A 21318-nucleotide genomic window follows, 5' to 3' on the forward strand; every position below is an offset into this window, starting at 1 on the left:
GCCGGTGGCCTCTGCTAATACAGGGTGTCGAAACAAAAATAACTTCTGGACGAATGTTTGACGCAGAAGCCCTGCCTGTCAAGTTTTTGCGTGAAACGAGCATGAAGCGGGCCGGGATACGCTCATTCGGAAAACCGTTTGAACGGGGCGTTGCGCGGCAAAAACCTTGATTAGACGCGCGCAATGCGGCAGCGTATTCGCACCACTATATTTGAAGACCAAATTTTATTCGCACGTTTTGTGCCAGAGAGATTGTGATGGATGATGCACGGTATTTCGAGTCCGTCTCCAAACAGACGACGCTGGTCGTCGATCTTGACGGGAGTTTGATCCGAACGGATTTGCTTTATGAGACCTTTTGGGCCGCGATATCAAAGCGGTGGCTGAACGTTTTTCCAGCTCTGGGGGCCGTGTTTCGCGGACGGGCTGTGCTCAAGCGGCGTCTGTCCGAGCTGGGGGAAATCGACGTTTCCGCGCTTCCCTACAACTCGGGTGTCCTGAAATACGTTGCCGAATGGCATGCACAGGGAGGGCGGACGGCACTCGTTTCGGCGTCGGATCAGCGCCTGGTGTCCCGCGTCGCGGACCATCTGGGCATTTTCGACGATGCAATCGGTTCGGACGGAAGATCGAATCTCAAGGGCGCAACGAAAGCCGCCCGGCTGAACGCGGTCTACGGCGATGCCGGCTATGCCTATATCGGTGATTCCAGAGCGGATCTTGCTGTCTGGAAGGATGCCAGCGAAGCCTTGACAGTTGGAATCGCACCGAGCCTTGAAAAGCGCGTGAGGCAGGTTTCGCAAGAGGCCACCACGCTCAGCCCGCATGAGGCACGTCTGCCGCATGTCATCCGGGCCATGCGACCGCATCAATGGCTCAAGAACGTGCTGGTTTTCCTGCCGCTTCTCGCGGCGCACCAATTCGATTTCGTTACACTGAGCCTTGCGCTCGCAACCTTCATAGCGTTCAGCCTCATCGCTTCCTCGGTTTACCTGCTGAACGATCTTCTCGATCTGGCTGCGGACCGGGCCCACCCACGCAAGCGGATGCGTCCCTTTGCGAGCGGCGATCTGCCGTTGTCTTGGGGATCGGTCCTCGCGCCGGGCCTACTGCTGGCCGGTTTCGCGATCGCGGTTGCCATAAGCCCCATGCTGGCTGCGGTTCTGGCGTTCTACTACCTAGCGACCACGGTTTATTCGTTTTTGCTCAAGCGGAAGCTGATCGTGGATATCTGTGCGCTCGCCGGGCTTTACACCTTGCGGATCATCGCCGGTGCGGTGGCAACGGGCATCCCGTTGTCTGTGTGGCTTCTCGCGTTCTCGACCTTCTTTTTCTTCTCCCTCGCGGCCATGAAACGTCAGGCGGAATTAGCAGCGTCTTCCCATTCCAAAAGCACGATCATCGCCGGGCGGGATTACAAGACAACCGACCTACCCATCGTGGCGAATATGTCCGTGGCGTCGGGCTATGTCTCGGTTCTGGTCATGGCGCTTTATCTCAACACGCCGGATGTCGAACGCCTCTACTCCTATCCCGCCTCGCTTTGGGGGATTTGCCTCGTGCTGCTCTATTGGCTGAGCCGGATGGTCATGATCACGCATCGCGGATGGATGCATGACGATCCCGTGGTCTTCGCCGCGCGCGACTACATCTCGATCATCTGTGCCGGACTGATCCTCGTCTTCGCGCTGGGAGGCGTTTTGCTATGACCCGCACGACGCTCGTGACGCGTTATGTCGCCTTCGCGATTCTGGCAACGCTTCTCAATCTGGCGGTGCAGCGCATGGTTCTGAGTGTGGACGGCGGCGCGGTCGGCTTCGCGGCTGCGGTGGGGCTTGGCACGTTGGCGGGTCTGGCGTTGAAATACGCGTTGGACAAGCGCTGGATCTTTGGCGATCTGTCCCGTGGCGTCGCAGCGCATGGCCGCAAATTCTCGATGTATACGGCAATGGGTGTCATAACCACGGCGATCTTCTGGGGAACGGAAACGGCGTTCTGGGTGGTCTGGAAAACCGACGGGATGCGCGAACTTGGCGCGGTTCTCGGGCTCGCGGCGGGATACGTTATAAAATACCGGCTGGACCGCCGCTTCGTGTTTCCCCGGCCGGGGATCGGGCGGCTCGCATGACGCCCTCGGTCGCGCTGTCCGGTTGGGGCCGGTTCCCGACATGCTGGACAAGGCTCGCCGCGCCGCGCGGCCCGACGGATGTGAAAGCCGAGCTTTCTCCCGGCGGCGTGATCGCGCGGGGCGGCGGGCGCGCCTATGGCGACAGCGCGATTGGAAGCTCCCGAACGCTCGACATGGGGCGAATGAACCGGATGCTCGCCTTCGATTACGAGACTGGCACTCTTGTGGCGGAGGCCGGCGTGCGGCTGTCCGAGATCATCGATGTGTTCCTGCCCCGCGGATTCTTCCCGTTCGTCACGCCCGGCACCAAGTTCGTCTCGCTCGGCGGTGCGATTGCGGCGGATGTGCATGGCAAGAACCACCACAAGGACGGCTCGTTCGGCGCGTTTGTCGAGTGGATCGACGTGATGGGCGCGGATGGAGAGGTCACGCGCGCCGGTCCGCGCGACAACGGCGCGCTCTTCGAATGGACACTCGGGGGGATGGGGCTTACCGGAATCATCCTGCGTGCGGCGATCCGGCTGCGGCCGGTTGAAACCGCTTGGATCAAACAGCAAACCCTCGTGGCACCGGATCTCGATGCAGCGCTTGATGCGTTCGAGCGCGCGGATGAGGCAACCTATTCGGTGGCCTGGATCGACTGCCTCGCCTCGGGCAAGGAATTGGGTCGCTCCCTGATCCTGCTGGGGGAACATGCCTCGGCCGAAGATTTGCCGCCGGAGCAGCGCGCGCACCCGTTCCGTACGGCCCCGAGGCGCAAACGGACCGTTCCTTTCGATGCGCCCAGGTTCACGCTCAACCGCCATACCGTTCGCGCGTTCAACGCCGCCTATTGGCGCAACGGGTCGAAACGCGAAGGAGAGGCGCTCGTGGATTGGGACAGTTACTTCTACCCGCTCGATGCCATTCTGGGGTGGAACCGGATCTACGGCCGGCGCGGGTTCGTGCAGTTCCAATGTGTTTTGCCGCTCGACCGGGCGCGTGACGGGCTCGAACGGCTCCTTCTGGAGACGTCGCAGGCAGGACAAGGCTCGTTTCTTGCGGTGCTGAAACGGCTTGGGCCCGAACGGGGCGGTTTGTCGTTTCCGATGTCGGGATACACGCTGGCGCTCGATTTCCCGGTCAACCGACGCGCGCTTGCCCTGATCGAAAGGCTGGAGTCCATCGCGATCGAACATGGCGGGAGGTTCTATCTCGCGAAGGACGCGCTGCTCGGCGCGCGCAGCCTGCACGAGGCTGATCCTCGGGCTGGCCTATTCCGGCAGATGCGTTCGGAACGCGGCATGAACGGGGTGTTCGGGTCACGGCAATCCGACAGGTTGCTGCTATGAGCGAGACGGGGAAACAGCGCGTGCTTATCCTGGGCGGGCGGTCCGATATCGGGCTCGCGATCGCCCGGCGCTTTGCGGCGGACGGCCATCCGATCACGCTCGCCGCGCGCAATGCCCAAACGCTCGAGGACGACAAGGCTGATATTGCGTTGAGAAACGCGGTGGAGGTTTCGGTCGAAGAACTCGATGTGCTCGACACCGAAGCTATGGCAGCATTTGTCGCGAAAGGCGCGGCGCCGCCGGGCATCGTGGTGTCGGTGATCGGCGTCATGGGCGATCAGCACGAAAACCAGCGCGTGGCAGAGCAGGCGGCCCTGGTCATGCGCACGAATTACGAGGCGCCGGCGCTCGCTCTCGGTCTTTATGCGGAGCTTATGGAAGCGGCGGGAGAGGGCGTGCTTGTCGGTGTCAGCTCGGTCGCCGGGGATCGCGGGCGTGGCTCGAATTATGTCTACGGCTCGGCCAAGGCCGGTTTCACCGCATATCTGTCGGGATTGCGCAATCGTCTGAGCGGGAAAGGCGTTCACGTCGTCACGGTCAAACCGGGGTTCGTTGCCACGCGGATGACGGACGGCATGGACCTGCCGCAGCGTCTGGTGGCCCAACCCGAGGAGGTGGCGGAAGCGATCTGGCACGCTGTCGAGAAGCGGCGCGATGTTGTCTATGTAAAACCGGTTTGGCGGTGGATCATGGGCATCATCGGCATGCTGCCGGAACGCGTTTTCAAGAAAACCAGCCTCTAGCGGAAGATAGGGCGGATGGTGGAGCAAAGAGCGCAGATTGAAGAAAGACCGCCGAAAGTCAGCGTCGTCATTCCTGCGTTCAATGCAGAAAACACGCTGGAACGCGCGGTTCTATCGGCGTTGAACCAGACTGCGTCCGTCGAGATCGTCATCGTCGATGACGCCTCTAGCGATGGCACAGCCGCCTTGGCGGAAACACTCTGCGCGCAAAGCCCATCTGCGAAGCTTCTTCGGCAGCCGGTGAATGCCGGTCCGGCGGCCGCGCGAAACCGGGCGATTGACGAGAGCGGCGCGCCGTGGATTGCGTTGCTGGATGCGGATGATTTCATGGCATCGGATCGGATCGCCCTTTTGCTTGCACGCGCGGAATCGGGCGAGTTCGATTTTCTCGCCGATGACATCTACCGCGTGACTGAAGAAGATCTGCTCGCAACGAACCGAAGGCTTTGGAGCGATGATGATTTCGGGTTCATGGACGTGACCTTTCTGGAGTTCGTCACCGGGAACCTGCACGGCAACCGGGGTCAACGGGGAGAGCTTGGGTTCATCAAGCCATTGATCCGGCGCGCATTTCTTGAAACGCATGGGCTGCGCTATTGCGAAGAGCTACGGCTTGCGGAAGATTACGTCTTCTATTCCGAGGCGCTTCTGGCCGGAGCCAAGTTCGGGCTCTCGGACCCTTACGGCTATTTCGCCGTGCATCGCGCCCGCTCGATCAGCGGTCAGCACGGAACGCGCGATCTCGGGGCCCTCGTCAGGGCGGATCGACGCTTGATGCGTAAGCCGGGCCTTACCCCAGCGGATACTCGCGCGCTGCGCACGCATTGTCGGCGCACGCATCGGGAATGGGCATGGCGGCGGTTGATCGATGCCGTGAGGATGCGGGATCTGCGTCAGATCGCGGCGTTCTGGAAGGAGCCACCGCATGTGTTAATGTCTCTGGCCGGGAAACTGGCTGCCGAGGCGCGGCTCCGGTCGCTTCGGATGATCGACCGACGCCTTGGATCGCGGTAAGAGCGGGCGGTCTTACCAGTCATAGGCATCCAGCCGGATTTCCTGCCGTTCCTGAACACGGTCGGTTGCGTGACGCGGGCGCATCCGCAGCCGCGTTTTCGAGACGAGATGCGCCATTTGCAGTGTCTTGCGCCGATTTCCGGTCTGCAATGCGCGGCGCAGGGACCAGATAAGACCCCTGCCCAGGCTCGCGGCAATATCGCGGCCCGCGGGCGAGATGCGGCGCAAGCGAACGAGGCGGGCAATTTGAGCTTCGGTCAGGCGAACGCCATGCTTTCCCGAAACCGCCCGGCGGCAAATGTTGGCGGAACAGGGACCAAGAGCGCGTTCCGGTGAAATCCTTGCGGCGAGTTCGAAATCGTCGAGCGCCCTGTCCCAAAGGTGATGGCGCGCAAAAACGCCTCCGCGCTGCAGCAAGGCCGCGCGGCATATACCAAGGCGATCGCCCTCGAACATGGCTTGCATCAGAGACAGCGGCAAATGTCGGTGAAGCCTTTCGAATACGATTTGGTCATGCGTCGCCCACACGGTTTCGGAGTCCTCGGCTGAGTGCCGATGACCGAGGGGGCCACGATCTCCATCATGTTTGCGCTGAAGAAAAAGCGTGTCGCTGAGCATGCGCACGGGATAGCGCGTCGCGAGTCGCACGATCATGTCGTAATCGATCGAACGGGGAAGATCCTCGCGGAACGGACCGACCCGATCGTAGCAACGCCGCCGCACGAGAGTCGCGTTCTGAAAGAGAAAAATATCCTCAAGCAGATGGCGCAGCGGAGTGCCTTGGTTCAGATCGGGCCAGTACCCGGCATCGAAGTATTTTCTGCCGCCAGCGCCTGTATCGCGAAACCGCTTGTAGGTGCCCCCGGCAATGCCGGTTTCCGGCTCGCGTTCCAGCACGGCCGCCATTTTCTCGGCTGCGTCGGGAAGCGCAATGTCGTCGTCATCGCAAATCCAGATGTAATCGCCCCGCGCCAATTGCATGGCTTGATTGAGAGCCGCCGCTTTGCCGGCGTTTCCGGCGCGACGATACTCGATTCGCGGATCGTTCAGACGGCTCATCGTTTCACTGGTGCCATCGGTCGATCCGTCATCCCAGACGATGATCTGCTCCACCTCTCGTGTCTGCCCAAGCAAGGCGTCGAGCGCCTGCTGCAAATAGGCGCTGCGATTGAATGTGGGAACAATGGCCGAAATGCCGGGCACGGGAATACCTTAAACGGAAAAACGAAATTAAATAATTGCATGGATTTAACCGCAAAGCGGTGTGATTCGTCCAGTTTTCCGAGCGCTGGGAAACGTCGGTCGGTTCAGGGTTTTCCAATTTCATTGCTTGAAACGGAATCATGCACTATCCTCGATCCTATTCGTTGAAGCGCATGATTTCGCGCAAAAATTATTTTCATATTGCTTGGAGATCGTTTCCGGTGAACAAGATTGCTGTGCACGAAGGATCGCAGAGCCTTCGCGTCAAAACCCAGCCAGTTGCGGATGGCCCTGATTTCATCATCGGCGGCGCACCGAAATGCGGAACGACATCGCTTCACTTCATACTCGATCAGCATCCCGACATTTCATTGCCAGAAGACGAGGTTCACTACTTCGACGCGGACGATCCGATTGCCCATCCCGATTTTCTTCATGTGAACCGGCGCGCGCTGCGATGGTGGGATCCGGGGCCGACGGCTTTCGAAAATCGCGAATGGTATGGCGGGCGTTTTCCCGAAAGACCGAATGGCGGTCTCATCGGAGAAGATTCGACGACCTATCTCATGTCCGAAACGGCGGCCTGTCGTATTGCTGCGCGGCTACCGAAAGTGCGGATGATCTTCATGCTGCGCCATCCCGTTCGGCGGGCGTATTCGCAATATTGGCACCTTGTCAAAACATCCCGCGCTGTCGAGAGCTTCGAAAAGGCGATCCTGCGGTATCCGCATATCTTGCTCGGATCGAGCTACCTTTCGGGTTTGCGGCGATTTCAGAATGCGCTGGGATCCGAGCGCGTTCATATCTGCATCTTCGAGGATTTTCTCGACGATACCCAAGGCGCCATCGACGCGGTTACGCAGTTCCTTGAGATCGGGCCAATGCGTGTCAATCCGCAGCGTGCTTGGTTCAACCGCACATTGTATTCCGGCTATCCAAGGCTACACCGGGCCGCCAATCACGTTGGCCGCCGATTGGTTGCCGGACGCTATCGGCATCACATGGGCGACAGCGACAGCGCGGCACGGCGGATCGAAAACAAGCTTCACTACTGGTGGTTCCGGCACATAAACCCGCGCTTCATGAACGCGACGCGGCCGCCGGCAATGCGCGATACGACACGAGCCTATCTCGAACAGCATCTGTCCGCCCGGAACGCCGGGCTGTCGGACCTCCTCGATCGCGATCTTTCTAAGATTTGGCCGGGAATGGAGTGCTGATATGTCGCTCTGCACCGCCATCCGGCTACTTTCCGCACAAAAGGTGTTCCAATGAATCGCCGCGGGACGTTTTCCAGTTTCATGGTTGATGATCCGCTCGATTCAACCCCGCGTCAGGGGGGCGTCACATTTTCGGACGTTTACCAGTTCATCCTCCGGCGTTGGACGTTGATCGCACTGGTTTTCATTGTGACGATCGTCATCAGTGGCGCGATGCTTTCAAAGATCGAACCCCGTTTCACAGCCACCGCTGAATTGACCTTGGTTGATCCGCGTCAGCAGAGTTCGCCCATCGCGGATTTGCTTACGGGCGTGCCCCTCAGCCGTCAGGTCGTCGAGCAGGAAATCGCAACGATGCGCTCTCGGTCCTTCATGATCGAGGTCGTCAAGCGTCTGGAGACGGACGGTCTCGATCTGGCGCAACAGAGAGGCGGTCCTCCCGCTTGGCCCGTTCGCGCGTTCAGAACGGTAAAGCGGTATGTCTCCGGTCTGATTACGCCGCCGCCGGAACCGGTTCAGCTCGATCCTCAAGAGCTATCGACAGACGGCGGCGCCACAGCGACCGGGGCAACAGCCTCCGGGGATCTGACAGAGTCCGACGCCAATCTCGCCACACTGGCCGATGAGACAGTCCAATATGGTCCATTGGCCGATCTGCTTGCCGCTCTCCTTCAGATCAGCCAGCGGGGAAACGGATATGTTATCTACGTGACCGCTGAGGCGAAGGATCCGGACATCGCCGCCGCAATCGCGAATGCGACCGCTACGGAATACACCCGATTCAGCCTCGAACTGCGCAGCCAAGCGATAGAGGAGCAGGTGGAACTGCTCACCGGGCGGGTCGATGAACTGGGTCGAAATCTCGAAGACGCGGAAACGGCGGTCGTTGATTTCCAGGTCCGCGTGACAGAGGCGAACGAAGCCAATGCCGATCAGTTGACGCGGCAGATCGAGGATTTGGGCCGTTCGCTGATCGCCGCGCGCACCGAAATTGTCGAGGCCGATGCGCGCCGGGGCAGGGTGCTCGAACTCGTTGCGCTCGATGGCCCCGTCGCGGCGTCCGATGTGCTGGAATCCCCGATCCTGATCGATCTGCGCCGCCAACTTTCGGAATACCGGATCGAACGCAGCCGGGCAGTCGAGCAATTCGGAGAGGCATCACCTCAAGCCTCGGCGCTGGATGCGGTGATCGACAGGGTGGAACAGGAAGCGGTGATCGAAACCGACCGTATCGTGAGGCAGTATCAGACCCGTGCGAACACCGCGCGCGCGGTTGTGGCGTCGATCGAAAAGGAGCTTGCCTCGCTGGAGGAGAAGGTTAATGCGCGTTCGCGCGTGACCGTCGAGCTGGCCAAGTTGCGTCGTATCGCCGACGCGAACCGGATCGCCTATCAGGAATTCCTGAACGCGGCGACGGAATCGGCGCAGCTCAAGGCCCTGCAGCAACCCTCCGTCCGGCTGCTGTCCTTCGCCGAAACCCCGCGATCCCCAAGTTCGCCGCGAACCTTGATGCTTCTGGCGACGGCCGGTCTCGCAGGGCTTACCATCGGTTTCGGGCTGGCGCTGCTGCTCGAACTCACGAGCAACACCGTGAAAACCGCGCGCGAGATGCGCGATCTGACTGGCCTGCCGGTGATCGGAAGCTTCAGCCATATCCCCCGTCGCGGCCATTCCAGCCTGCAGACCAAGCTGGTTCAGGCACCGCAACTGCTCTCGAACCGGGAGCAGAAATTCATCGAGGAAGGACGCAGGCTTGCGCTGTTCCTCTCGGGCATCGCCGACCGCAATCGCGGAACGATCGTCTTCACGTCTGCGGTTTCCGAAGAGCGCACGGAAACTGCCGCGATGCTTTCGGCCTATGCGCTTGCCGGATGTCGCCATTCGGTGATCCTGATCGATGCGGCGAATGGACTCGCCAAGACAAAGCCCGACATCGGCGCACAGGACAATCTTGAAACGGCCGATTTGTCGATCAACGGTGGTTTCGAAGGAAGTATCGTTCGGACGAAAGGCGGGTTCGATCTGCTCTCGATCTCCAAAACTTCCGGCACGGATCTCGGCCAGATGTCCAACCGGTGGACCGAGGCGATGATGCAGAAGCTCAAGGATCGTTACGATTACATCATCATCGAGACGACACCGGTGCTATCGCTCGGGAACGCGATCCGTTTTCTTCCCTATGCCGATACGGTTGTTGTCGCTTCTCGCTGGAACGCGACGGCGCGTCAGACCGTGGAATCCTGCATCCAGAGATTACACGATCTGCGCGCTCCGAACCTTTATGTCGTGATGACAGATGTGCGCCGCCGGATCGAGCGGAAATACGAATATCGCGGGTTCGACAAGACCATGTCCGCGGGTTGGAGACGGTCATGATCAGAATGGTCAAAACTCGACTGGCTGCCCTGACAATAAGCCTGATCGCGCTATGCGGAGTTGCGTTTGCAGAGAGCTACCGGCTCGGTCCCGAGGACGTTGTTTCACTACGCGCCGTCGCCTGGAACGACAGGACCGCATCGTTCGAGGCGATGGATGCGCTGATCGGCGACTATGTCGTTTCGTCCGATGGGTCGATCTCTATTCCCTTCGCCGGAACGGTGATGGCGCGCGGTGCCACGGTGAAAGAGCTTGGAGAAACGATCGCCGCGCGATTGCAGGCGGCGACCGGGCTTTATCAGCCGCCTCAGGTCTGGTTGCAGATCGCCGCCTATCGGCCGTTCTACATGCTTGGCGATATCGCCAATCCCGGCGCTTATCCCTGGCGTCCGGGTCTGACGGCAAGCAAGGCGCTCGCGCTGGCCGGCGGACTCTATCGAACGCGCGGCGATGCGGCGGGCGATGTTTCGGAATATCGCCAACTAAGTTCGCTGCGCGGCGTTCAGGTGGATTTGGTGCGTTTGCGCGCGCGGCAGGCGCGTCTGGAAGCAGAGCAGCGGGAAGCGGACGCGATTGATTTTCCTGAAACCCTCGTTCACCCGGACGGCCCGGCGGCAATAGCGCGTATCAAGGCCGAAGAGCGCGCGATTTTCGGCATCAGGCGCGAATCCGAAGCACGGGATATCGAATCAAACAAGGCGTTGATTGCACTCTATCGAACCGAGCTCGCCGCGCTCGAAGCCAAGCTGATCGGCGTGCGCCGGCAACTCGAAGGCGCTCGGGAGCGTGTCGAGAACCTTCGTGTTCTGGTCGAGCGCGGAACGGTCGTCACGACGCAGCTGATCAATGCCGAGCGAACCCTGACCGATCTCAGCGCCGAGGAACTCGATCTGAATACTGCGATCTTTCGTGCTCGGCAGGGAATTGGCGAAACGGAACGCGACGTGTTGCAGGCTGCTGACAGGCGCCAACACGAGATTGTCACGCAATTGCAGGACACTAGGCACAAAACGGAGCTTGCGACAAAACGCGAGGCGATGTTCCTCAGTCTTGCGGCCGCGACTGGGCTGAGCGCGCTCGACGGACCGGTTCAAACGGTTCTGCAAGTGCGCCGCGAGATCGATGGCGAGATCGAGGTGATCCGACTGGCATCCGACGATCCCATCGAGCCCGGCGATGTTTTTGAAGTCTCCTTCGATCTGGCTATCGCGAGCCAGTAGGCGGGGTTTTCCTCAATTGGTGTGCATAAGATCGCTGCATTGCGGAGTATTCTTGTCCGGCGGCGTGTAGGACACGCATTGCACGCTGGCCTGTGCGCGACTGTGCGGCGGGGCCTCTCCCGACCAGCCCGCCTGTTGCGGGCCACCGGCCCAGAGATCGACATATATTTTCATCGGCGGCTGGGGCAGGTTCTCTTTGCCTGTCAAACGGAAAATCTCTGCTTCGCCGGCTGTCCATACGATCGACTCTTCGGACCATTCTATTGCATAAAGCATGGGCGCGTCGGACGCATCGAAACCCAGATCGATCCAGGGCGGCTGCGCGAGGGGTTCGCCATCATCATAGCGATTGATCTGAACCTTGGTCGTATCCTTTCCCAGAAACTCGATGTCGATCTCATCGTGTTCATCGCCGAAATGTGGACCGGTATAGAGATAGAACGCGCTGATCAGACCTTCGCCCTTCGCCGGGCGCATGACGATCTCATAGCGGCCATGACCATACCATTTGCGCCGCTGAAGCTGCGCACTGAAAAAGTCTTTCGATGTTTTTCCCGCTTCTTTCAGAGAGCCGTTATCCTCTTTCATGTCCGCGCGCGAGACACGCGCGTCCTCCGGCACCGGAGAAAGCGCGAAGAGTGCGCCGGCATCACCGGTCTCGAACGCGCTCTTGCGCCATGCGGTGCCGAACCAACCGGCCGGATGGTCGTAATCGGCGATCCACCATTGATCGCCAAGCCCGCTAAGCGCAAAGACCGTGCGAAACGGAACGCCTTCAGCTTTCTCTTTCGCCGACGCATCGGGGGGTGTTGCGAAAATGCCGACGGCGAGCGCCGCGCCTGACATCAAAATTCTGCCGACACCGTTTGGCACATCAATACTCCCAACCATGCAGCGCAATCTCATGCGTAAAGGCTCTGGCGATTTCGCTGGCCTGCTTTTCGGTCAACACATCCTTATACTTCCGCCCATCCCTGCGCAGATCCCCTTTGGCGTGGGGTAGGCCGCCGAACGGCAGTCCGATCTCATCGCAAAGCTCCGCCAGATCATCGTTCAATCGGTCGAAACGCAGAACCCGATCGACCAGCGGCTTGCCGGACGCATCGCAGTAAAATGGCGCGTTATGGCACAGGATGCCGTTTGCGAGGTACCGATCCAGGGTCAGCTCGGGATCATGGTGGCGGTGCCAGGCCGCATTTCTGAACATATGATAATGCGATAGCGTCTTGTCCCAGGGATTCCGTTCGACACAGACTTTGAGATAGGAAATCCAGATCTTCGGCGGCATACGCGCTTTCGCGAAGCGGGCCGGAATATGGTTGTAGAACCTGTCGCGTCGCACGCATTCACGCACGTTCTTGCGCAGATCGGCTGCGGAGCGCACTTCGCGCCAGGGAGGAAACACGCCGCGCCAGTTCTGCGATACATGACCGTCGATCTTTGGGAAAATCGGGGTGATAATATCGGTGGGGCCGCAATGACGCGACAGCTCCAACTCGATACTGGTGCCCGCCGACTTCAGCGTTTTGATGAATATCAGTCGGTAGCGATGCGAAACAATCATTCGCCTGAAACCCGCATTTGCAAATATGACTTGATGGGCGAACGTGCCCGATAATACGCCGATGGTAAGAGGCGCAGGGCCATTTCGCAATCTTTCTGTGGACTACCGTCCATTCGAGCCGGACCGCGCCTGCTATTCTGCCTTCGCGCTTGCCACACGAGCCTGTTCACGAGTAACCTAAGGTCATGTGCTGCAGATTTTTTGGCACGGATATTTTTTTGAACCGAGGCTCGATCATTGAAAATCGCTATTTGTGCCTGCACGTTCAATCGCCCGGACGGTCTTGCTCAACTTCTGAGATCCATTCGCGCTATTGAAACGCGACCGGATATGGATATCCGGCTCATCATCGTGGACAATGACGACACACCTTCCGCATACGGGGTGTTTGCGGTGGAGACCCGTGATTATCCATTCGCCTGCAGGTATGTGCATGAAACCGTGCCCGGCATTCCGGCCGCACGGAACCGTGTCCTGGACGAGGTCGGCTCCGAGGGTTTCGCCGTCTTTATTGATGACGACGAGGTCGTCTCACCCCGCTGGGTTCTCGAACTGGTGCAGGTTGCGGAGCGCACCGGAGCGACATTCGTTCAGGGACCGGTTGAGATGCGCGTGGAAGATGAGCGCGATCAGTGGTGGTTGCAGACCCTTTTCTTTTTGCAGCGCCGCTTCTCGGACGGGGAAGGGCGAAGCGAAAGCTGGACGAACAATGTCCTCGTCGATCTGAAGGAATTGAATCGGTTGGGATGCAGGTTCGACGAAGGGCTGAGCTTCTATGGCGGTGAAGACACGCTGTTCTTTCAGGATATCATCCGCGCGGGCGGTCGCGGTGCCTATGCGGCCAACGCTTGGGTGTACGAGATTCAGCAAACGAATCGTCTTACATGGAGATGGGCCGTCAGCCGCCAGTTCCGCTGCGGAACGACGCGGGCAATGACCGTGCTCATGCGACGCCCGAAAGCGCAGAGTGTCGTCTACTGCGTGGTGCGCGGAAGCGGCATGGTTCTTGTCGGTCTGGGATGGCTCGCCAGTTCCATTCTTCAGGGCCGTCGTGGATTTGCGAATGGCATTGCGATGCTCTCACGTGCTGCGGGGGTCCTTTCCGGTCTCGTCGGCGGACGCGGGCGGCTGGAGTATATGAGGTGACGGTCGCGCCTGTCATTCGCGTGCCGACAAAGCCGGCGATGTTCGACAACAGGACGGCGATCGATCGCGTCGGCCTGACCGGATTGCAAAGGAGGATCGACGGCGTGCGTGGGCTTGGGCGAAATCACTTCGCGCTCGAGATCGAAGGACGCCGGATCGGTTACTGCTATATTCGCAAAAACGCGTGTTCCAGCTTCAAGAAGCTGTTCCTCGACCATTCTCCACATCGCTCCCGGATACAGCAAAACGAGCGCCCCATTGATTTCATACGGAGGTTCCACCGGCTGCCCGTAGAGGAGCTTTTTCGTTGTGACGATCTGATTTTCGTCTATCGCGATCCTGTTGCGCGGGTGCTGTCGATGTTCCGAAACAAGTTCATCGCGCGAAACGGCGCAACGGACATTTTGGCTGGCTTCCGGCGGATAACCGGACGGGACCCCGAGCGCGCAAGTTTCCAGAGTTTTGTAGAAGCCTATCTCGGCCAGGATCCGGGCTACCTTGACCGCCATGTCCAGCCCCAGCGAATGCACTTGCAGCGAGTCGTCTATACCCACGCCATTCCGATTGACGGTTTGCATGGCGCTATGAGCGCGCTTCTTGGTGCCCCGCTCGCAGATCGCTACTTTCTGAAACCTGTCAACCGAACATCGAACGCAACGCTCGTTCACCTTCCCGGCGGCGCCGTGCGACCGGTACGGGAATGGCAGAACCTCTTCGATTTGCGTGCGGAAATGCCCGACGATGCGAGTTTGCTGAGCGATGCGCTTGTTGCTCGGTTGCGAAGAATTTACGCGATGGATTACGCGATGCTGGATGCGGTCAAACATGCTTCCCGGTGCCACTGACCTTCCTTCCGTCTCCGTCATTGTAGCGGCGTATAATTCCGCCCTTTCGCTGGAGCGTGCGATCGACTCGGCCCTTTGCCAAAACGGCGTTTGCGTCGATGTCATCGTGTCGGATGACGCGTCAAGCGATGACACCGCTGAACTCGCGGAAAAAATCGCGGCATGCGATCCTCGGGTGTCCATTATGCGCTCTTCGGTCAATCGCGGACCGGCCGGTGCAAGAAACGCCGCCCTGCGCATTGCGCGCGGCGATTGGATCGCTGTTCTTGACGCCGATGACAGCTATGAGCCCGGCAGGCTTGCCTGCATGATCGAGGCGGCGCAGCGGTTTAGCGCCGATCTGGTGCTCGATGATTTCGTTTCGGTCGATGATAAAGGCGCGCCGCTAAATAGCCCGTCTTTGAGCGCCGCACAGCCGGTCGGGCTTATCGACTTGCAGGACTGGCTGCGCGGCAACGCGTTCAGGTATGGCGAAGTCAGCTTCGGATATGCCAAACCGATCATAGCGCGCCGTTTCGTAGAACGTATCGGGCTGAAGTATGATGAGAGGTTGCGGAATGGCGAGGATTTCCATCTGGTTCTCGGCGCTTTGACTGAAGGAGGCCGTGTGGCGTTCACGGCACAGCGAGGCTATCGCTACACGCGCCGCGACGGCTCTGTTTCTGGCAAGGCGAAAGCCGGGGACATGCGCGCGTTACTTGCGGCCGATCTTGAGGCAATTCAGCGGTTGGACCCAGCTCAAGCGGCAGTTGCCACGCCCCATTTCGCCGCCCGCCACCGAAATCTTTCGCGGCTCATGACGACGGAAAAGGCTTTGGGGGCCGTGCGAAATGGGAAGCCTGTTGAAGCGCTTTCGGCTCTTGCCAAGCGCCCGGACGCAATTGCCCGGTTAATTGCGCATCTTGCCGAGGCGCTGCGTAAGCGGATCGGCACCCATGCCTGACCGCGATGAAAAGGACGCGCGATCGGCCACCTTGATCGTCGCGCGCCGCCTTGACCGGATGCGCTCTGGCGACAACGCGTTTCTTGCGGCTTATCTGCTGCTTTGTAGGAAAGCCGGTTTTCGAACGCGGCTGGTCTTCGCGCCGAAACGGTCGTTCGGAAACAAGGCTTGGGCGCGTATTGCACCCGAACTGCGAGAACTGATTGACGAAATCGACTGGTCGCACGCCTTCGAAGTGAACGGGATCTGGATTTCTGGATCACCGTCGGTTTGGGTCAATTTCGGCCGGCGCATGGTGGTCGAAGTTGGCCGAAAGCTCATCGGACGTGCTGACAGACCATATCCCAGCCTTCTCGGCGCTACGTTGACCGGAACCGAAGCCAAAGCGACAGTGGAGCGCGTCAATCGACATCCATCATCTTTGCTTACAGTCGAATACAGCAGTCTCGGTCCGCTCTTGGCAGGTTGCAAGGCCGGCACGAAGGCTGTGTTTTTGCACGATCTGTTTTCAATGCGTGCGGGCACATTCGAGGCCGGCGGGCGCACGCCGGACCATGTTGTCATCTCCATCGAAGACGAGGCAGCGCGGTGTCGCCACGCCGATTTTCTTATCCACGCCAGCTGCGTCGAGCAGCAGGTTTTCGCACGCCATCTTCCAAAAGCCGCGCATATCTGGATGCGACCCGATGTACCGCGCTTTTCGCAGCCCGGAGGATCGAAACCGGTTCCGCGTGCTGTCTTCATCGGCTCAATCCATTCGGGAAACGTTGCCGCGCTCGAAAAACTGCGTTCGGCGATCTGGCCGAAAGTGCGTGCACGGGTTCCGGGGGTCAAGCTGGTCATCCTCGGTGCCATCGCAAGGACAATCGCTACCATCGACGCGCAGGATGAAGGATTGATCCTCGTCGGACAGGTCGACCGCCTGGAGGAGTTCGGCGGAAAGCAGGCGATCGGACTGGCGCCGATTCAGTTCGGAAGCGGAGTTCCTATCAAGATCGTCGATTACCTATCTCTCGGCATGGCGGTGGTGGCAACGAAGGAGGCTATTGCACCATTCGGTTCGTCTCTGAATGGCGTGGTGGTATCGGCGCAAAGCGATTCTGACTTCGTTGAAAAGGTCTGTGATTTGCTTCTTAGCGAATCACATAGGCAACATATGACCACCGACCATGCGGAACTTTCGCGCCGGCTCGACAATTCCGAGCTGGTGGAGGCGTTATTTCGCGCATGATATCCATGGCTTGACCCAGCGTTATTCTTGCCAGAATGCGGGTATCCGTCGGGATACAAGCCAGCCGAATACAATGAAACTCAACTGTCAGGTGTGATTCCAACGCGTCATATGACTTAGCGCGATTGGCAAAACCTTGCTTGCGGTTCGGCGGAATCGAGAGGAAGGAGCGGTGCCCTACTGGTCAAGAATGTACCGGATATGGATAAGACGGGGCACCGAGATGAGGAAAACCAAGGAGGCGCCAGCGGGAAACAGACAATTTCTCTGATGTTGTGTCGGGTGCGATGCGTAAGCCCTGACTCAGTGTTGAACGAACGGGACAGTAGACCATAAACCGCGATACGGTCAGGCAAAAAGCGGGACGCGCCGAAAGGCTCCGGCCCTCTGCACTGCATCCGATTGCGGGCAACTGACTCATGCGCAGCGATCAAGCTGCCCGATCCACGCCGGATTCTCGCCCGAAAGCGAAAATACCGAAGCGTGAGTAAGTCATTGGTAACGAACTGCCCTTAAAGGTCACGTCGCATTACGCGTCGTAGAGAAGCCCGAGGTGCACTTCAGGAACAAAGAATACAGAAAGAACACTATGAAAAACGCACACAACTCCGGGAAGCATGCTGGTATGGTATCAGCACTTCTAGACGCCTCCGACGCCACTCATATCGCAATAAGTTCAGGCAATTGGAGCGATTCGTCAACGTGGAAAGGCGGCGAAATCCCCGGAAAGAATGCGAAAGTCCATATCGCGGAAGGCGTTGATGTCACCTATGACGTTCAGTCCGACGCGCGGCTGGAATGGGTCAAGGTCGATGGCGGTCTGCATTTCGCGACGAACAAGGACACGCATATCCTCGTCGAAACGATGACGACCGGACATATGTCTCATCTGACCGTCGGCACGGCAGACAAGCCGATGAACGCCGGCGTTCAAACCCTGATCGAGTTCGCCGACGGCCCGTTCGATACCAAGGCCGATCCGGCCTATCTCGGGCACGGGTTGATCACCGATGGCAAGGTCGAAATCCACGGGGCCGAGAAATCGCCCTACGCGGCGCTCATCGGTGACGCGAAGGCCGGTTCGAAAACGCTGACCTTCGAAAAGGGAACAGATGGATGGCAGGTGGGCGACAAGATTGTCGTCATGGGCACGCAGCTCAACAAATTTCAGGACGAAACGCGCACAATCGTCGATGTCAAGGAGACATCCAAAGGTCTTCTCGTCACCTTCGACAAGGCGCTGAGCCACGATCACACGACGCCGCCGGGCCATGATCTGAAGATCTATGCCGGGAACGAGACCCGCAACATCAAGTTCACTTCCGAAAATCCCGATGGGATCCGCGGGCATGTCATGCTTCACAACGCGGATGTTTCCGTGCAGTTCGCCGAATTCGGCGATCTTGGCCGGACCGACAAGTCGAAGCCGCTCAATGTCGGAACGAATGTCGAAGCGCGCTACCCATTGCATCTGCACGAGACCGGAACGGTCGCCGGAAGCGACATGGCTGTTCTGAATGGCAATTCGGTGCATGACGGCCCCGGTTGGGGAATCGTACAACACTCGAGCAATGCGGCTGTTGATTTCAACTTCGTGCATAGCATCGCCGGCGCGGGTATCGTCTCGGAGGACGGCGATGAAACCGGACAATGGATCGGCAATTTCGTCACCAACATTCCCGGCGCGGGCGACGATTTCTCGATTGAACGCGACGAGCTGAAGGCTGATTTCGGCCATAGCGGTGTGGCCTATGAAAATCAGGCGCGCCAGATTATCCAGCAGGACAACATCGCCGCCAATTCGAACACCGGCTGGATGTTCCGCGGCGCGGAGACAAGCGTAGACAACCCGGACCGTGACGCGATCCAGTTCGACCCAGCGCCGCTCAGCCTGCAACTCAATAACGAAGAGCCTGCGATCATCGGCTTTCACGACAATATCGCCGCCGCAGTCGAAACCGTGCTGGACACGGGCCACCGTCAGGATGCCGTGACCACGACTGACCTGCGCAGCGATATGGTCGGCATGACGGCATGGGAAGTCGATCGCGTGTTCGATATTTTCAGCTATACCGGCGAATACGTCATCCGCGACGGGCTTTTCATCGGCGACGATGATGGTGCGGGCCGTGCGATCGTGATGCCGGAAAAACATGAAGGCACGTCGATCATCGACAGTCATTTCGAGGGATTCAAAACCGCAATCTACGATCGCGGCCTGAACAATGACGGCGTTTACATCGGCAACACCTTTAAGGACGTCAAGAAAAAGGTCGATGCCAAGTTCTACAACGAGAGCCGACTGGACTCGTCCCCATCCTCCTCTCTCAAGCCGCTGGACAAGCCGATCGTCAAAATCGACTCCTATGCCGACCTGACGATGGGGCCGCACAATCACGAATTGCTGATCTGTGGCACGATCACCGATACCGCCGGCACGCTGCGTCTCGGGTCGAACAAATGGACGTCGACGACGACATCCGACCATGACGGTATCGAAACCAGTGACGATCATCTCGGCCACCCCGAGCCCGAGCAACTGATCGAAATGCACGGAGCGATGCGCGACGGCGAAGGCGGCTGGACCATGCCCTTCGCCCTTTGGGTGACGGACCGCGTGACCGGTGAACATTTTGCTTATCGCATCGATATCAAACTTGTGGGTTATTCGGACGAGTACTTGGAACAATACGAGATCAAATCGTTCGATCTGCCAACCCATGATGTCGAGATTTTTGACGACTATGCCGGCGGCGCGGGAAATCACGGCGGTGGACACGGAAGTGGCGAAGGCCATAATCCGAAGCCCGAGCCTACGCCCGAGCAGCCCGAGGTAACGCCCGATACGCCCGATACGTCCGATGACATGCCTGACACCGGCGAGGACACGAACCCGCCGGCCGACGGTGGTTCGGGCGATGTGCCCGCCAGCGGAGATGGCGGAACGAGCGCCGGCAAGGGCAAGGCGCTGGAATTCAAGAAGACAGGCTTCGCAATCGATGATATCAAGCTGAGCGGCGATTTTACACTCGAGGCATGGGTGCAACTGGCTGAAAACAAGAATATTTCGGCGGCCGACGCAATCCTGAGTGGCGAAGGCTTCGAGGTCAATTTCCGCGGCGGGCAACTCACCGTGGAAGCCGACGGCGACATCATTGCCAAGGCCTCCGTCGATGCCGTTGACGGCGCATGGACACATTACGCCGTTGTTCGCGATGATGGGCAAATCCGCATTCTGGCCGACGGCAAGGAGGTCGGAACTTCGAAATCCGGTTGGAACAAGGATGTCGTGATCGATACTCTGGCAGACGGGCAAAACTATAGCCGCGGTCTTGTTGGAACGCTCGACGAGGTGCGTGTCTGGGATAGCGCCCGGACGAACTCCGAGATCGACGCGCTTCGATTCAGCGGATCGACCGCTTCGGAAGCAACACAGCCCGTAAAGGTGTTCTCCTTCGAGGATGGTGCCTCTTACGGACCCAACACCAACTACGTCGACTCCCCGCTGGCATTGGGCAATGGCGACGGTGAGCCGCCCACACCCGATACCGCGCCGAAATCGGTCATGGAGATCGGCACAACGACCTTTGACCAGACCGATCCGGATGGTTGGTTCAAGGCGAATTTCGGTGAAGCCATCGACGATGCGATCGTCGTGGCCGGTCCGCTTTCCAACAACGGATACCAAGCAGCGTTCGCCCGTATACAGAACACAACCGACAAGGGCTTTCAGATCCAGATCGAGGAATGGGATTACCTCGACGGTCGTCATGCAGCTGAAACGGTCAGCTGGATGTCCGTCAGCGAGGGGAGCCATACGCTCGAAGACGGTCGCCAAATCATCGCGCAGAGCGTTCAGACCAACAAGTCAGGCGAGGCGACGCTCGACCTGTCAGGGCTCGATGGCGATTTCGCGTTCTTCACTCAGATCGCGAGCCATGAGAACGATCAGGCCGTCACGGCACGCACCGACGTGGACGCCAACGGCATCATAGAGATCGACCTGCAACGCCAGGAAGGCATGGGCGGCAAGTTTGCCCAGGAGACTGTGAATATCATCGCCGTCGAGCTTGGCGGAAAAGGCACCGGTTTCCATGTCGGCGAAGGATCGGCCAACCACGAGGCAAGCAAGGTCGGTTTTAATGTTCCGTTCGAGGAATTTGCGTTCATCGCGTCGATGACCTCGATGAAAGGAGGCAACACCGCCACCCTGCGGATGGATGGGCTCGACGATGGATCGGCGTCACTCTTCGTGCAGGAGGAGCAGGCCCGCGATGCCGAGATCGCCCATACCTACGAAGATCTCAGTTGGTTCATTGCTGAAAACGGAGTTTACGATCTGTTCTAGGCGGAA

16 protein-coding genes are annotated in these 21318 nt (G+C 59.1%); 13 read left to right on the forward strand and 3 right to left on the reverse strand.

Annotated features, from left to right (window positions below):
• Positions 1-257: 257 nt before the first annotated feature.
• The 5 genes from M3465_RS05395 to M3465_RS05415 are packed head-to-tail and all read left to right on the forward strand — an operon-like array spanning position 258 to position 5216.
• Positions 258-1709, forward strand: a complete 1452-nt coding sequence (locus M3465_RS05395; RefSeq protein ID WP_249500676.1) for a UbiA family prenyltransferase — start codon at positions 258-260, stop codon at positions 1707-1709.
• Complete coding sequence (locus M3465_RS05400; protein WP_249500677.1) at positions 1706-2128, forward strand: GtrA family protein; 423 nt, start codon at positions 1706-1708, stop codon at positions 2126-2128. Before M3465_RS05395 ends, M3465_RS05400 begins: the two co-directional genes overlap by 4 nt.
• Positions 2125-3459, forward strand: coding sequence for an FAD-binding oxidoreductase (locus tag M3465_RS05405; protein WP_249500678.1), 1335 nt, complete (start codon positions 2125-2127; stop codon positions 3457-3459). Before M3465_RS05400 ends, M3465_RS05405 begins: the two co-directional genes overlap by 4 nt.
• Entirely contained in the window at positions 3456-4202 is a 747-nt protein-coding gene (locus tag M3465_RS05410; RefSeq protein ID WP_249500679.1) for an SDR family oxidoreductase, read from the forward strand. Before M3465_RS05405 ends, M3465_RS05410 begins: the two co-directional genes overlap by 4 nt.
• Before the next feature lie 15 nt (positions 4203-4217).
• Positions 4218-5216 (forward strand): glycosyltransferase family 2 protein, encoded by a 999-nt coding sequence (locus M3465_RS05415; RefSeq protein WP_249500680.1) that lies wholly within the window; start codon positions 4218-4220, stop codon positions 5214-5216.
• 12 nt (positions 5217-5228) lie between these two features.
• Here the strand turns inward: M3465_RS05415 and M3465_RS05420 are convergent, their stop codons facing one another.
• Positions 5229-6419, reverse strand: a complete 1191-nt coding sequence (locus M3465_RS05420; RefSeq protein WP_249500681.1) for a glycosyltransferase family 2 protein — start codon at positions 6417-6419, stop codon at positions 5229-5231.
• A gap of 221 nt (positions 6420-6640) precedes the next feature.
• Between M3465_RS05420 and M3465_RS05425 the strand changes: the two genes are divergently transcribed.
• The 3 genes from M3465_RS05425 to M3465_RS05435 are packed head-to-tail and all read left to right on the forward strand — an operon-like array spanning position 6641 to position 11235.
• Positions 6641-7639 (forward strand): sulfotransferase family protein, encoded by a 999-nt coding sequence (locus tag M3465_RS05425; RefSeq protein WP_249500682.1) that lies wholly within the window; start codon positions 6641-6643, stop codon positions 7637-7639.
• Between the two features lie 51 nt (positions 7640-7690).
• Positions 7691-10015, forward strand: a complete 2325-nt coding sequence (locus M3465_RS05430; protein ID WP_249500683.1) for a GumC family protein — start codon at positions 7691-7693, stop codon at positions 10013-10015.
• Complete coding sequence (locus tag M3465_RS05435) at positions 10012-11235, forward strand: polysaccharide biosynthesis/export family protein (RefSeq protein ID WP_249500684.1); 1224 nt, start codon at positions 10012-10014, stop codon at positions 11233-11235. Before M3465_RS05430 ends, M3465_RS05435 begins: the two co-directional genes overlap by 4 nt.
• Before the next feature lie 12 nt (positions 11236-11247).
• On the opposite strand, the gene M3465_RS05440 is transcribed toward M3465_RS05435, so the two are convergent.
• Positions 11248-12081 carry a family 16 glycosylhydrolase gene (locus tag M3465_RS05440; RefSeq protein ID WP_249500685.1) on the reverse strand — a complete coding sequence of 278 codons (834 nt, stop codon included), beginning with the start codon at positions 12079-12081 and terminating at the stop codon, positions 11248-11250.
• Between the two features lie 28 nt (positions 12082-12109).
• Positions 12110-12889, reverse strand: coding sequence for a hypothetical protein (locus tag M3465_RS05445; protein WP_249500686.1), 780 nt, complete (start codon positions 12887-12889; stop codon positions 12110-12112).
• Positions 12890-13036: 147 nt separating this feature from the next.
• Between M3465_RS05445 and M3465_RS05450 the strand changes: the two genes are divergently transcribed.
• The 5 genes from M3465_RS05450 to M3465_RS05470 all read left to right on the forward strand — a co-directional run bounded on the left by M3465_RS05450 (position 13037) and on the right by M3465_RS05470 (position 21312).
• Positions 13037-13945 carry a glycosyltransferase family 2 protein gene (locus tag M3465_RS05450; RefSeq protein ID WP_249500687.1) on the forward strand — a complete coding sequence of 303 codons (909 nt, stop codon included), beginning with the start codon at positions 13037-13039 and terminating at the stop codon, positions 13943-13945.
• On the forward strand, positions 13942-14790 hold the full coding sequence (locus M3465_RS05455) for a sulfotransferase family 2 domain-containing protein (protein WP_249500688.1): 849 nt from the start codon (positions 13942-13944) through the stop codon (positions 14788-14790). Before M3465_RS05450 ends, M3465_RS05455 begins: the two co-directional genes overlap by 4 nt.
• Entirely contained in the window at positions 14771-15733 is a 963-nt protein-coding gene (locus tag M3465_RS05460; protein WP_249500689.1) for a glycosyltransferase family 2 protein, read from the forward strand. The genes M3465_RS05455 and M3465_RS05460 overlap by 20 nt, the downstream gene beginning before the upstream one ends.
• Positions 15726-16964 (forward strand): glycosyltransferase family 4 protein, encoded by a 1239-nt coding sequence (locus M3465_RS05465; RefSeq protein WP_249500690.1) that lies wholly within the window; start codon positions 15726-15728, stop codon positions 16962-16964. Before M3465_RS05460 ends, M3465_RS05465 begins: the two co-directional genes overlap by 8 nt.
• 625 nt (positions 16965-17589) lie before the next feature.
• Positions 17590-21312 (forward strand): LamG-like jellyroll fold domain-containing protein, encoded by a 3723-nt coding sequence (locus M3465_RS05470; RefSeq protein ID WP_249500691.1) that lies wholly within the window; start codon positions 17590-17592, stop codon positions 21310-21312.
• The last annotated feature ends 6 nt before the right edge of the window (positions 21313-21318 follow it).

The sequence above is a fragment of the Marivita sp. GX14005 genome (assembly GCF_023370775.1).
Taxonomy (GTDB): Bacteria; Pseudomonadota; Alphaproteobacteria; order Rhodobacterales; family Rhodobacteraceae; genus Marivita.

Bases quoted from the DNA above. Each gene is read 5' to 3' on its own strand.
- M3465_RS05400 (WP_249500677.1), top strand. From the start codon at position 1,706: ATGACCCGCACGACGCTCGTGACGCGTTATGTCGCCTTCGCGATTCTG.
- M3465_RS05405 (WP_249500678.1), top strand. From the start codon at position 2,125: ATGACGCCCTCGGTCGCGCTGTCCGGTTGGGGCCGGTTCCCGACATGC.
- M3465_RS05395 (WP_249500676.1), top strand. From the start codon at position 258: ATGGATGATGCACGGTATTTCGAGTCCGTCTCCAAACAGACGACGCTG.
- M3465_RS05465 (WP_249500690.1), top strand. From the start codon at position 15,726: ATGCCTGACCGCGATGAAAAGGACGCGCGATCGGCCACCTTGATCGTC.
- M3465_RS05430 (WP_249500683.1), top strand. From the start codon at position 7,691: ATGAATCGCCGCGGGACGTTTTCCAGTTTCATGGTTGATGATCCGCTC.
- M3465_RS05440 (WP_249500685.1), bottom strand. From the start codon at position 12,081: ATGTCAGGCGCGGCGCTCGCCGTCGGCATTTTCGCAACACCCCCCGAT.
- M3465_RS05410 (WP_249500679.1), top strand. From the start codon at position 3,456: ATGAGCGAGACGGGGAAACAGCGCGTGCTTATCCTGGGCGGGCGGTCC.
- M3465_RS05470 (WP_249500691.1), top strand. From the start codon at position 17,590: ATGGTATCAGCACTTCTAGACGCCTCCGACGCCACTCATATCGCAATA.
- M3465_RS05415 (WP_249500680.1), top strand. From the start codon at position 4,218: ATGGTGGAGCAAAGAGCGCAGATTGAAGAAAGACCGCCGAAAGTCAGC.
- M3465_RS05435 (WP_249500684.1), top strand. From the start codon at position 10,012: ATGATCAGAATGGTCAAAACTCGACTGGCTGCCCTGACAATAAGCCTG.
- M3465_RS05460 (WP_249500689.1), top strand. From the start codon at position 14,771: ATGCTTCCCGGTGCCACTGACCTTCCTTCCGTCTCCGTCATTGTAGCG.